This is a genomic window from Aromatoleum buckelii (genome assembly GCF_012910785.2).
Classification (GTDB): Bacteria; Pseudomonadota; Gammaproteobacteria; order Burkholderiales; family Rhodocyclaceae; genus Aromatoleum; species Aromatoleum buckelii.
Genome location: NZ_WTVH02000009.1, coordinates 518177 through 529889, shown reverse-complemented (window position 1 = coordinate 529889; position 11713 = coordinate 518177). Strand labels below are relative to the sequence as shown.

Here is an 11713-nt window from a genome sequence, read left to right as displayed (position 1 = left end):
GGCGATACTCTTATTGCGGCGGCGTTTCCTTCGGCGGCCGCTTGCGGAACTTTCTTGCCGGTTTTCTGGGTTGCCCGTCTTCGGCCGGTTTCGCCTGGCCCTGCGGTTTCGGCTGGGCCGGAGGTCTCGGGCCCTGTGGCCCGGAGCGCGGCTGGCCGCTGCCCGGTTTCGCGTGCCGCCCCGGCTTGCGCGGCCCTCCCGTTCCCGAATCCATGCGCCGGGCGCCCGGCTGCGGAGCGCCTTCACGGTTGCCCGGAGCCATTGAAATTTCGAGTTCGATGAGTTCGTCCCACTCGGCCTCGGTGCGCTGGCTATCAGGGATCTCCAGGAGTTCCTGCATGCGGCGGCGAGGGGAAGTCGGTTGTGGTGCGTTCATCGCGGCATTATCTCATCGTTCGCTGAATTCATGCTTTCAAAGTCGCCCTGTTTGTGTCGAACAGACCACAAACCGGTGACATGACAGCAGCCGGCCCACCCTGTTCACTTGGGCGCGCGCCGTGTGACCCGCTCCACGATCGAGTTTTGCGCGGCCATTTCGGTGGCGCCAGCCTCCTGGGCTGCCGCAAACGCCTCGGCGTCGAACTTGGACGCGAACGCGATGATGTCGACCTGCGGATGCGCCGCACGAAGTTCGGCGATGCGCACGCACGGGTTGCGCACCGCCATGTCGATGACGATACAGTCCGGCACCTCGGTCGTGTTTTTCTTGAGCACCGTCAATCCGGCTGCCATCCACGCCGCTTCCAGGTCCCTGCGGGTCGCCAAGTTGTCACACCACATCAGTACTTTCATGTCCTACTCCACATCGTTAAGAGCGCGGTCTCACCGCGGCGACTAGACTTCTGCTTCCTCCAGCGTGCGTCGTCGCCCGCGGACGATCTGGCGCGAAATCAGGAACATCGGCAACAGGCCGACCGCCACGATCGTCAGGGCTGCCGTCGAAGCTTCGGTCAGGCGTTCATCCGCTGCGAGCGTGTGCGCCTGCGTCGCCAGCGTGTCGAAATTGAACGGCCTCATCACCAGCGTGGCCGGAAGTTCCTTCATCACATCGACGAAAACCAGCAGGCCCGCCGTCAGGAGACTGCCGCGCAGGATCGGCACATGGACCCGACGCAGGGTTTGGAACCGTCCGAGCCCGAGGCAACGCGACGCGTCGTCCATGCTGGAAGTGATCTTGCCGAGGCTCGAATCCACCGTGTGCAGGGCCACCGCGAGGAAGCGCGTCAGATAAGCATACACGAGCGCCGCGATGCCTCCGGTCAGCAACAGCCCGGGATTGACGCCGAACACGTCCTGCCACCACGCCGCGAGCTGGGTGTCGAGGCGCGTCACCGGGATCAGCACGCCGACCGCGATCACCGACCCGGGCACCGCATAGCCGAGGCCGACGACCCGGTTGAACATCTGCGGCAGTCGCGAACGGGCGAGCCGCGCGGCGTACGCGAGCACCACGGCCAGCAACACTGCGAGCACCGACGTCACCGAGGCGAGGACGAAACTGTTGCGCGCGAGGTGGAGAAAGCGCGGGCCGAACTGGACGTCCCCGTCCGAGAACGCCATGTCGAGCAACAGCCCGGCCGGCAGCAGAAAACCCAGCAGCAGCGGCATGAAGCAGGCGAGCGCCGCCATCATCCCGACAAGCGGCGACAGACGGATCGGAACTGGCGTCGTCTGCTGGCGTGACGTGTTGTTGAAGCGCGCGCGGCCTCGGCTGGCGTGTTCGAGCACGAGGACGAGCACGACAAACGCCAGCAACGCCGCCGACAGCTGCGCCGCGGCGATGCGGTCGCCGAGCGAAAACCACGCCCGGTAGATGCCGGTCGTGAAAGTCTGCACGCCGAAATAGGCAACCGTGCCGAAGTCGGCCAGCGTCTCCATCAGGGCCAGCGCGGTGCCGGCAATCACCGCCGGGCGCGCCAGCGGCAGCGACACGCGGAAGAAACAGCCCCACGGCCCGAGGCCGAGCGAACGTCCGGCTTCGAGCATGCCCGAAGCCCGCTCGAGGAACGCGGTGCGGGCGAGCAGATAGACGTACGGGTAGAGCACGAACATGAACATCGCGACCGCGCCGCCCGGTGTGCGCACGTCGGGAAACCAGTATTGTCCGGCGCGCCAGCCGAACGTCTCGCGCAGCCAGCTTTGCACCGGCCCGACGAACTGCAGGAAATCGGTATAGACATAGGCCATCACATAAGCCGGAACCGCAAGCGGCAGGACGAGTGCCCACTGGAAAAAACGCCGCCCCGGAAAATCGAGCATCGTCGTCAGCCAGGCCGTCGTGATCCCGATGCTCGCGACGCCCAGCCCGACGCCGAGGCACAGGATCACGGTATTGCGAATGAACTCGGGCAACACCGTGCTTGCGAGGTGCGACCAGGTCCCGGAAGTGCCTCCGGTGAAGACGTTCGAGAATACCGATATCACCGGCGTCGCGATCAGCACGGCGATGAGAAGCGCGCCGAGCGTCAGCCACGATGCATCCCGTACCAGCCTCTCCAGCCCTCCTAGCAACTTCATCACACTCCCGCGCACGGTGCCGCGGACCCTTCCGCGCAGCAAACTGTGACGAATTATAATTGATCGCATTTGGATTGCCGCGATGCAATAATGATCCGTGCGAAATCCTCTACCGTATCGGATCCGTCATGTCTCACCTTGAACTCGCCGACATCGACCTCGCCTACGGCGCTCAGCGCGTCGTGCGCAAGCTCTCCTTGCGACTCGAAAAAGGCAGCATCGGATGTCTGCTGGGGCCTTCCGGTTGCGGCAAGACCACGGTGCTGCGGTGCATCGCCGGCTTCGAACCGGTGGCGGCAGGCCAAATTCGGCTCGATGGCGTGGTCGTCAGCGGCAAGGGCCACCACCTGCCTCCGGAACGTCGCCGGATCGGCATGGTGTTCCAGGACTACGCGTTGTTCCCTCACCTCTCGGTTGCGGAAAACATCGCGTTCGGCCTGCGCGACATGGACAAGACGCAGCGGCGCGAACGCGTCGCCGAACTGCTCCGCATCGTTGGCCTCGACCATCAGGGCCACAAGTACCCGCACGAAATGTCCGGCGGCCAGCAGCAGCGCGTGGCCCTGGCGCGCGCGCTGGCTCCGCGCCCGAGCCTGTTGCTGCTCGACGAACCGTTCTCGAATCTCGACGTGGAACTGCGCGAGCGCCTGTCGCACGAAGTGCGCGACATCATCAAGGCAACGCGCACCACGGCGATTCTCGTGACCCATGACCAGAACGAAGCTTTCGCGGTCGCCGACGAGATCGGCATCATGAACGAAGGGCGCATCCAGCAATGGGACACGCCATACAACCTGTACCACCGGCCCGCGAACCGTTTCGTCGCGGACTTCATCGGCCAGGGCGTGTTCCTGCCCGGCCTGGTGCTGAACGATCACCAAGTGAAAGTCGAACTCGGCGTCCTCAACAGCGCGATCCCCGTCGAGTGCGGGATCGGCTGCGCGAACTGCGACCGCGACTGCACGGTGGAAGTGCTGTTGCGCCCCGACGACATCGTCCATGACGATGCCAGCGCGATGAAGGCCGAAGTCGTGCACAAGGCGTTTCGCGGGGCAGACATTCTGTATACGTTGCGGCTGGCGAGCGGCGCGCGGGTGTTGTCGCTGGTGCCGAGCCATCACAATCACGCGATCGGCGAGAAAATCGGCATCCGCCTCGATGTCGATCACGTCGTCACGTTCCAGAAAGACTCGCAAGACGCGGTGCACACTCGCCAGGAGCACCGGCTCGTCCACGTCGCGGCATGATTCCCTGGCTCGCGGGACGACCGGATTTTCCGCCTGTCGAGCAGGCGCTCGAGGATCCGGATGGCCTGCTCGCCGCGGGAGGCGAGCTTTCGCCGGCGTGGCTGCTGGCTGCGTACCGGCGGGGAATCTTCCCGTGGTACACCGAAGACCAGCCCATCCTGTGGTGGAGCCCCGACCCGCGACTGGTGCTGATCCCCGCGCATCTCAGGATCAGCCGCTCGCTGCGCCGCACGCTCCGGCAGCAACGCTTCGAAGTCCGCTTCGACACCGCCTTCGCCGACGTCATTGCCGCGTGCGCCGAACCCCGCGAGCCTGGCGGCGGAACGTGGATCAGCACCGAAATCCGGCAAGCCTATCTGCGCCTGCACGAACTCGGATATGCGCACAGTGTCGAATCGTGGGTCGATGGGACTCTCGTCGGCGGGTTGTACGGCATCGCGTTGGGAAGGGCGTTTTTCGGCGAATCGATGTTCAGTCGCCGAAACGACGCATCGAAAGTGGCGCTCGCTCACCTCGCGGTACATTTGCAACGGCTCGGCTTCGCCGCGATCGACTGCCAGATGACAACAGCCCACCTGCTGTCGCTCGGCGCCGAAGAGATGCCGCGCGCCAGGTTTTGCGCCGGCCTGGCAAGCTGGACGAATGAAGGCCCCGGGCCTGGACACTGGAGCTGCGAGGGAGCGGCGGAGATTTCGCGAAATTTCTCATGACGGATCGAACATGCAAAAGGACTATCCCTACGCGCTGATCCAGTTTTACGCCACGGCGCCCTATACGTGTTCCTATCTGTCGGACCGTGTCGCGCGCTCGCAGGTCGCGACGCCCGGCCATCTGATCGATACGCCGGTGTATAGCGAGCTGGTGCGCAACGGCTTTCGCCGCAGCGGCATGTTCACCTACCGCCCGTACTGCGACCACTGTCGGGCCTGCGTGCCGGTCCGGATCCCGGTCAAGCGCTTCGAACCCGACCGCAGCCAGCGTCGCGCCTGGAAAATGCACCACGAGCTGCGCGCCAACGAGCAGCCGCTCGCGTATTCCGAGGAGCATTACGCGCTCTACCAGCGCTACCAGGCGTCGCGCCATGCCGGTGGCGGAATGGACCAGGACAACCGCGAGCAGTACGCGCACTTTCTGCTGCAGAGTCATGTGGACACCCGCCTCGTCGAATTCCGTGAAGGCGACGCGCTGCGCATGGTGAGCGTCATCGACCGGCTCAGCGACGGCCTGTCGAGCGTGTATACGTTCTACGATCCGGACCAGACGCACGCGAGCTACGGCACGTACGGCATCCTGTGGCAGATCGAAGTGTGCCGCCGCCTCAAGCTGCCGTACCTCTATCTCGGCTACTGGATCAAGGAAAGCCGCAAGATGACTTACAAAGTCCGTTTCCATCCGCTCGAGGGCCGGCTGCGCGGAGAATGGCGCGACATCGATCCGCTGCGCGATCGCGCCTCCGAGTAAGGAGACGGGGCCACGGCGCAGTGAGCAAAAACCCTGGAGCGAGGCGACCTCCAAACCGGTAAAATCCCGCGATGCTCTACGACATCGCCCGCCCGCTGCTGTTTTCGCTCGACCCGGAAACCGCCCACGAACTCTCCCTCGCCGCGCTCCATTTCTTCGGACGCGTTCTGCCCGCCGGAACCCCGGCGGAATCGGACCCCGTCGACGTCATGGGGCTGCGCTTTCCGAACCGCATCGGCCTGGCCGCCGGCCTCGACAAGAACGGCGAGGCGATCGATGGTCTCGCGCGCCTCGGCTTCGGTTTCCTCGAGATCGGCACGATCACGCCGCGCCCTCAGCCCGGCAACCCCCGCCCGCGGATGTTCCGCCTGCCTGAAGTGCGCGCGATCATCAACCGCATGGGTTTCAACAATCACGGCGTCGATGCGCTGGTCGCGAACGTCAGGGCGGCAAAATACCGGGGCATCCTCGGCATCAACATCGGCAAGAACTTCGACACGCCGATCGAGCGCGCGGCCGACGATTACCTTGCCTGCCTCGACAAGGTCTACCCGCTGGCAAGCTACGTCACCGTCAATATCTCGTCGCCGAACACGAAGAACCTGCGGCAACTGCAGGGCGAATCCGAGCTCGACGACCTCCTCGGCCGGCTTAAGGCACGCCAGCAGCAGCTGGCGGACAGGCACGGGCGTTACGTGCCGCTGACGCTCAAGATCGCTCCCGATCTCGAGCCGGCTCAGGTCACCAACATCGCCGACGCGCTGCGCCGCCACCGCATCGACGGCGTGATCGCGACGAACACCACGATCGCGCGGGACAAGGTCCAGGGCGTGCGCTACGCCGAACAGCAGGGCGGGCTGTCGGGCGCGCCGGTCTTCGAAGCCTCCACCGCGGTCGTCGTGCAGCTCTCCCGGGCGCTCGCCGGCGAACTGCCGATCATCGCGGCCGGCGGCGTCCTTGACGGACGTGGCGCCTGCGCGAAGCTCGCTGCCGGAGCCTCGCTGGTACAGGTGTACAGCGGCCTCATTTACCGCGGCCCATCCCTCATCGGGGAATGCGTGCGGGCGACGACGGACTTCGTCGTCTCCGGCCGCGCCGCCGCATCCGCTTCCTTCGGCGCCTGACCGGCCGCCAAGCGGCACGAATGGGCATAAGCCTATAACCCGACCACGCTTGAGCAGCGGACTGATGGCGGCGATAATCCCGCGATTACACCCGGTACTGGATCATGAGTAGTTACATCTTTGTCGTCATCGGCGCGGTCCTGGTCAACAACGTCGTTTTCGTCCGCATCCTCGGGCTGTGTCCGTTCATGGGGGTGTCGAAAAAACTCGAAACGGCGATCGGCATGGGTGCGGCGACGACGTTCGTGCTGACGCTCGGCTCGGGCACGAGCTACCTGATCGACCACTACCTGCTGCAGCCGTACGACCTCGCCTACCTGCGCACGCTGTCGTTTATCGTCGTCATCGCGGCGATCGTGCAGCTTACCGAGCTGGTGATCCAGAAGACGAGTCCGCTGCTGCACCAGGTGCTGGGGATCTACCTGCCGCTGATCACGACGAACTGCGCAGTGCTCGGCGTCCCGCTGCTGAGCGTCGCGCTCGACTACAACCTGCTCGAGTCGCTGCTGTTCGGCTTCGGCTCGTCGATCGGATTCACGCTCGCGCTGATCCTGTTCGCCGGCATCCGCGAACGCCTTGACGGCGCCGACGTCCCCGCGCCCTTCAAGGGAACCGCGATCGCGATGATCACCGCCGGATTCATGAGCCTCGCGTTCATGGGCTTCGCGGGCCTGGACCGGTTTCAGTAATTGAAAATCAACTTACCCACTCCTGACAAGACGCAACACGCGGGCGGGCGCGAACGTTTACGCTGCTGCGCCTCACTGAGCGACATTTCATCATGCTGACCGCCCTCCTCGTCATGACCGGGATTGCCATCGTGCTCGGCGCAGCACTGGGCTATGCGTCGATCCGCTTCAAGGTCGAAGGCAATCCGCTGGTCGAAAAAATCGATGCGATCCTTCCGCAGACCCAGTGTGGCCAGTGCGGCTACCCCGGCTGCAAGCCGTATGCGGAAGCGATTTCGAACGGCGAAGCCGACATCAACCAGTGCCCGCCGGGCGGCGAGGAGGGCATACGCAAACTCGCCGACCTCCTCGGGCGCGAATTCAAGCCGCTGTCCGAAGAGCATGGCGAGGAAAAACCCAAATCGGTCGCGCGGATCGACGAGCAACTGTGCATCGGCTGCACGCTGTGCATCCAGGCCTGCCCCGTCGATGCCATCGTCGGAGCGGCGAAGCACATGCATACGGTCGTCCCGGCGCTATGCACCGGCTGCGAACTATGCGTCGCGCCCTGCCCCGTCGATTGCATCGCGATGACGCCCCTCCCGGAAACGCTCGAGACCTGGAAATGGAAATACCCGGTGTTTGATCTGAGGTCCGCGGCATGATCGCCCGTCTGTTCAACTTTCACGGCGGCGTCAAGCCGGATTCCCACAAGAACGAGTCCTCATCCCTACCGATCGCTGCCGCACCGCTGCCGCCGCGCCTCACGATTCCGCTGCGCCAGAGCGTGCGCTCAGCCGCCCGCTGCCTCGTCGCGCCCGGTCAGCGCGTGCGGAAGGGCGAACGCATCGGCGCCGGCGAAGGTCCGCTCGGTACCGACGTCCACGCCTCGACGTCCGGCACGGTCGTAGGCATCGCTCCCTGCGCGATGGCTCATGCGTCGGGCCTCGACACGCTGGCGGTCGTCATCGAGCCCGACGGCAAGGACGAATGGATCGAGCGCCGCGCATTCGACCACCGTGCCGTCTCGCGCGAAGCAGCGCTCCGGTACCTGAGCACGTGCGGCATTGTCGGCATGGGCGGCGCCGGTTTTCCGACCCACATCAAGCTCGGCAACGGCCACGGCATCGAAACCCTGATCATCAACGGCGCCGAATGCGAGCCGTGGATCACCTGTGATGACCGGCTGATGCGCGAGCGCGCCGCCGAGATCGTTTCCGGCGCGGCGATCCTGCACGAACTGATCGGCGCACGCCGCACGCTCGTCGGCATCGAGGACAACAAGCCCGAAGCGATCCGGGCGATGCGCGAAGCCGCAGCGGACTTCCCCGCACCCGTCGAGATCATCGCGATTCCCACTCGGTACCCCGCAGGCGGCGAAAAGCAGCTGATCCGCGTGCTGACCGGCATCGAAATCGCCCACGGCAAGCTCGGCACGGAATTCGGCGTGCAGTGCTTCAACGTCGGCACGGCCCATGCCGTCCACCGCGCGATCCACCACGGCGAACCGCTGGTGTCGCGCGTCGTGACGCTGACCGGCAACGTCAGCCATCCGGGCAACTATGAAGTACTCGTCGGCACCCCCGTCGAGACGCTGCTCGCGCTCGCGACGCCGAAACCGGACACCGACCGCTATCTGATGGGCGGCCCGATGATGGGCATTACCATTGCCGACCTGTCGGTGCCGATCGGCAAGACGAGCAACTGCATCATTGCCGCGTCGCCGGCGCTGTTCCCACCCCCGCCGCCCGAGTTGCCGTGCATCCGCTGCGGCGCGTGCGCGCGCGCGTGCCCCGCGGACCTGCAGCCGTTCGAACTGTACTGGTTCTCGCGTGCGAAGAACGTCGGCAAAGCGCAGGAATATCACCTCTTCGACTGCATCGAATGCGGCTCCTGCGCCTTCGTTTGCCCTTCGCACATTCCGCTCGTCGATTATTTCCGCTTTTCGAAGAGCGAGATCTGGGCACGCGAGCGCGAGCTCAAGGCGTCCGATCAGGCGCGCGAGCGGTTCGAGTTCCGCAACTATCGGCAGGAGCGGGAAAAGGAAGAAAAAGCTGCCAAACTCGCGGCGAAAGCTGCCGAAACGCGAGCCAAGCTGAGCGGGTCGGCCGCCGGGACCGACGCCGCAGCCGGAGACGACCCGAAAAAAGTCCTCATCGCGGCAGCGCTCGCCCGCGCCAAGCAGCAGGCGGGGACGACCGAATCAGCAAATACGGCCACCTCTCACGCGGGCGGACCGGGCACACAACCGGACATCGCCAGCCGGCGCGAGCAGCCGCACCTGCACGACAGCGACGCAACCTTCTGAACATGATCCATTCTCCCTACATCCGCAAGCCCGCGAGCGTCCAGAGCGTGATGCTCGCGGTGCTGCTCGCGCTTCTTCCCGGCGTCACCGCCTACGTCGTGCAGGTCGCCTCGGTCGTCGTCGTCAACCTGCTGATCGCGACCGTGACCGCGCTCGCCGCCGAAGCGCTGATCCTCATGCTGCGCAAGCGGCCGGTCGCCCCGGCGCTGTCGGACCTGTCGGCCGTCGTCACCGCGTGGCTCGTCGTCCTGTGCTTTCCGCCGATCCTGCCGTGGTGGGTCACGGTGCTCGGCGTGCTGATCGCGATCGTCGCGGTCAAGCATCTCTATGGCGGGCTCGGCCAGAATCCGTTCAACCCCGCGATGGTCGCGTATTGCGCGATGATCGTCGCGTTCCCGTCGCTGATGTCGCAATGGCCGCCGGCCGGACAGATCGACTTCCAGACGCAGCTCGACCTCGTGCTCGGCGGTGCCCGGCAGCTCGACGCGATCACCGGCGCGACGGCGCTCGACGCGATGCGCACCGGGCTGCGGACAAGCGGCGCGAGCGTCGAGAGCGTGCTGCAGCAAAGCGGCACGTTCGGCGCCGTCGGCGGCCGCGGATGGGAATGGCTGGCGCTTGGCTATTTTGCGGGGGGTCTGTTCCTGCTCGCGCGTCGCATCATCACCTGGCACATGCCGGTCGCGTTCATCGCGACGCTCGCCGTCGTGTCGGGCATCTTCTGGCTCGCGGAACCCGCGCGCTTCGCGCCGCCGCTGTTCCACCTCGCCAGCGGCGGCGCAATGCTTGCTGCGTTCTTCATCGTCACCGACCCCGTTTCCGGTGCGACGACGCCGCGCGGCAAGCTGATCTTCGCCGCCGGCATCGCAGTCATTGCCTACCTGATCCGGGTATTCGGCGCCTTCCCCGAAGGCATCGCGTTTGCCGTGCTGCTGATGAACCTCTGCGTGCCGCTGATCGACATGAAGACGCAACCAGTGGTGTTCGGTCATCGTGGGAGCCGGCCATGAGCGACCGCTATACCGCCACCCGTACCTCGCTGCGCACTGCCGGCATCATGATTGTGTTCACGCTCGCCTTCACCGCGATGATGTCGCAGATGTACCGCACGACCCGGCCGGCGATCGAAGCGTCCGAGCAGGAGCAGAAGATGCGCCTGATCAACGACGTGCTTCCGCCGGGCAGCTACGACAACACGCTCCTCGAAGACTTCGTCGCCGCCGGACCGACGCCCGAGCTGGGCCTTGACCGGGGCGGGCGCATCTATCGCGCGCGTCGCGCCGGCGTTCCTGCGGCCCTCGTGTTCGAAGCGGCCGCGCCCGACGGCTACGGCGGCAAGATCCAGCTCGTCGTTGCGGTCGGCGCCGACGGCCGCCTCGGCGGTGTTCGCGTGACCGCGCACAAGGAAACGCCGGGGCTCGGTGACTACATCGACCCCAGAAAGGATCGCAACAAGACGCAGCCGTGGATTGGTCAATTCGCCGGGATGTCGTTCGCGGAGGTTGCGCCCGTGCAGTGGAAAGTCAAGCGCGACGGCGGCATCTTCGCATATCGCATCGGCGCGACGATCAGTGCACGTGCCGTGACGAACGCGACGGGGCGGGTCCTCGAATATGCAGCCGAGCACCGCGATGCGCTGTTTGCCGCGTCCACCGGCAGCGCGATCTGATGGAAAAACAGCAATGAATCTCCAGACTTTTCGTGAAAACGCGTGGAATGGCCTGTGGAAGCAGAACACCGGCCTGGTGCAGCTGCTCGGCCTGTGTCCGATCCTCGCGGTCAGCACGAGCGTCGTCAATGCCGTGAGCCTCGGGCTCGCGACCGTGGTCGTGATGGCCGTGTCGAACTTCGCCGTCGCGTCGCTGCGCAACTTCATCCCGTACGAGATCCGGATCCCGGTGTTCATCCTGATCATCGCCGCGCTGACGACGGTCGTTGACCTCGCGTTCAACGCCTACCTGCACGATCTCTACCTGGTGCTGGGCATCTTCATTCCGCTGATCGTCACGAACTGCATCGTCCTCGCGCGGGTCGAGGCGTACGCGGCAAAGAACGATCCGGTGTCGTCCACCGTCGACGGAATCATGATGGGACTCGGGCTGGTGTGGCTGCTCGGCGTGCTCGGCGGCATTCGCGAACTGGTCGGCAGCGGCACGCTGTTTTCGGGGATCGAAATGCTGATCCCGGGCCTGTCTCCGCTGGCGGTGTTCGGCGACGATTACCCCGGTTTCCTGATCGGCGTGCTGCCCCCTGGCGCGTTCTTTACGCTCGGCTGCCTGATCGCGCTGTCGAACCGGATCCGCATGCGTGCGGCAGTCGGCAAGCCAGCGCGCCCGGCGAGCGACAGCGAAGGGGCTGCCCCGGCTTCGGCGGCGCCCTGAACCGGCC

Annotated in this window: 13 protein-coding genes; 10 read left to right on the top strand and 3 right to left on the bottom strand. The window is 65.4% G+C overall.

The window, feature by feature from the left end; genetic code table 11:
* Window positions 1-10: 10 nt before the first annotated feature.
* The 3 genes from GO608_RS08650 to GO608_RS08640 all read right to left on the bottom strand — a co-directional run bounded on the left by GO608_RS08650 (window position 11) and on the right by GO608_RS08640 (window position 2517).
* Window positions 11-376: a hypothetical protein gene (locus GO608_RS08650; RefSeq protein WP_247002958.1), complete on the bottom strand. Its 366-nt coding sequence runs from the start codon at window positions 374-376 to the stop codon at window positions 11-13.
* 104 nt (window positions 377-480) lie between these two features.
* Window positions 481-792 (bottom strand): hypothetical protein, encoded by a 312-nt coding sequence (locus GO608_RS08645; protein WP_169197373.1) that lies wholly within the window; start codon window positions 790-792, stop codon window positions 481-483.
* Window positions 793-834: 42 nt separating this feature from the next.
* Entirely contained in the window at window positions 835-2517 is a 1683-nt protein-coding gene (locus tag GO608_RS08640) for an ABC transporter permease (protein ID WP_169197374.1), read from the bottom strand.
* 128 nt (window positions 2518-2645) lie between these two features.
* Here GO608_RS08640 and GO608_RS08635 point away from each other — a divergent pair, with 128 nt between their 5' ends.
* From GO608_RS08635 to GO608_RS08590, 10 genes are all read left to right on the top strand, one after another.
* A complete protein-coding gene (locus tag GO608_RS08635) occupies window positions 2646-3764 on the top strand; it encodes an ABC transporter ATP-binding protein (protein ID WP_169197375.1) in 1119 nt (372 codons plus the stop codon).
* Window positions 3761-4474 carry a leucyl/phenylalanyl-tRNA--protein transferase gene (aat, locus tag GO608_RS08630; RefSeq protein WP_169197376.1) on the top strand — a complete coding sequence of 238 codons (714 nt, stop codon included), beginning with the start codon at window positions 3761-3763 and terminating at the stop codon, window positions 4472-4474. The genes GO608_RS08635 and aat overlap by 4 nt, the downstream gene beginning before the upstream one ends.
* 10 nt (window positions 4475-4484) lie before the next feature.
* A complete protein-coding gene (locus GO608_RS08625; protein WP_169197377.1) occupies window positions 4485-5225 on the top strand; it encodes an arginyltransferase in 741 nt (246 codons plus the stop codon).
* 71 nt (window positions 5226-5296) lie between these two features.
* Window positions 5297-6349, top strand: coding sequence for a quinone-dependent dihydroorotate dehydrogenase (locus GO608_RS08620; protein WP_169197378.1), 1053 nt, complete (start codon window positions 5297-5299; stop codon window positions 6347-6349).
* A 104-nt stretch (window positions 6350-6453) separates the two neighbouring features.
* A complete protein-coding gene (gene rsxA / locus GO608_RS08615) occupies window positions 6454-7038 on the top strand; it encodes an electron transport complex subunit RsxA (protein WP_011238587.1) in 585 nt (194 codons plus the stop codon).
* 92 nt (window positions 7039-7130) lie between these two features.
* On the top strand, window positions 7131-7682 hold the full coding sequence (gene rsxB / locus GO608_RS08610; RefSeq protein WP_011238586.1) for an electron transport complex subunit RsxB: 552 nt from the start codon (window positions 7131-7133) through the stop codon (window positions 7680-7682).
* Window positions 7679-9325 carry an electron transport complex subunit RsxC gene (gene rsxC / locus GO608_RS08605; protein WP_169197379.1) on the top strand — a complete coding sequence of 549 codons (1647 nt, stop codon included), beginning with the start codon at window positions 7679-7681 and terminating at the stop codon, window positions 9323-9325. Before rsxB ends, rsxC begins: the two co-directional genes overlap by 4 nt.
* Window positions 9326-9327: 2 nt before the next feature.
* Window positions 9328-10335 carry an RnfABCDGE type electron transport complex subunit D gene (locus GO608_RS08600; protein WP_169197380.1) on the top strand — a complete coding sequence of 336 codons (1008 nt, stop codon included), beginning with the start codon at window positions 9328-9330 and terminating at the stop codon, window positions 10333-10335.
* Window positions 10332-10994 (top strand): RnfABCDGE type electron transport complex subunit G, encoded by a 663-nt coding sequence (locus tag GO608_RS08595; protein ID WP_169197381.1) that lies wholly within the window; start codon window positions 10332-10334, stop codon window positions 10992-10994. Before GO608_RS08600 ends, GO608_RS08595 begins: the two co-directional genes overlap by 4 nt.
* 13 nt (window positions 10995-11007) lie before the next feature.
* Complete coding sequence (locus GO608_RS08590) at window positions 11008-11706, top strand: electron transport complex subunit E (protein WP_169197382.1); 699 nt, start codon at window positions 11008-11010, stop codon at window positions 11704-11706.
* Window positions 11707-11713 lie beyond the last annotated feature (7 nt).

Bases quoted from the DNA above. Each gene is read 5' to 3' on its own strand.
- GO608_RS08625 (WP_169197377.1), top strand. From the start codon at position 4,485: ATGCAAAAGGACTATCCCTACGCGCTGATCCAGTTTTACGCCACGGCG.
- rsxB (WP_011238586.1), top strand. From the start codon at position 7,131: ATGCTGACCGCCCTCCTCGTCATGACCGGGATTGCCATCGTGCTCGGC.
- rsxC (WP_169197379.1), top strand. From the start codon at position 7,679: ATGATCGCCCGTCTGTTCAACTTTCACGGCGGCGTCAAGCCGGATTCC.
- GO608_RS08650 (WP_247002958.1), bottom strand. From the start codon at position 376: ATGAACGCACCACAACCGACTTCCCCTCGCCGCCGCATGCAGGAACTC.
- GO608_RS08645 (WP_169197373.1), bottom strand. From the start codon at position 792: ATGAAAGTACTGATGTGGTGTGACAACTTGGCGACCCGCAGGGACCTG.
- GO608_RS08600 (WP_169197380.1), top strand. From the start codon at position 9,328: ATGATCCATTCTCCCTACATCCGCAAGCCCGCGAGCGTCCAGAGCGTG.
- GO608_RS08620 (WP_169197378.1), top strand. From the start codon at position 5,297: ATGCTCTACGACATCGCCCGCCCGCTGCTGTTTTCGCTCGACCCGGAA.
- GO608_RS08635 (WP_169197375.1), top strand. From the start codon at position 2,646: ATGTCTCACCTTGAACTCGCCGACATCGACCTCGCCTACGGCGCTCAG.
- GO608_RS08595 (WP_169197381.1), top strand. From the start codon at position 10,332: ATGAGCGACCGCTATACCGCCACCCGTACCTCGCTGCGCACTGCCGGC.
- GO608_RS08640 (WP_169197374.1), bottom strand. From the start codon at position 2,517: ATGAAGTTGCTAGGAGGGCTGGAGAGGCTGGTACGGGATGCATCGTGG.
- rsxA (WP_011238587.1), top strand. From the start codon at position 6,454: ATGAGTAGTTACATCTTTGTCGTCATCGGCGCGGTCCTGGTCAACAAC.
- GO608_RS08590 (WP_169197382.1), top strand. From the start codon at position 11,008: ATGAATCTCCAGACTTTTCGTGAAAACGCGTGGAATGGCCTGTGGAAG.
- aat (WP_169197376.1), top strand. From the start codon at position 3,761: ATGATTCCCTGGCTCGCGGGACGACCGGATTTTCCGCCTGTCGAGCAG.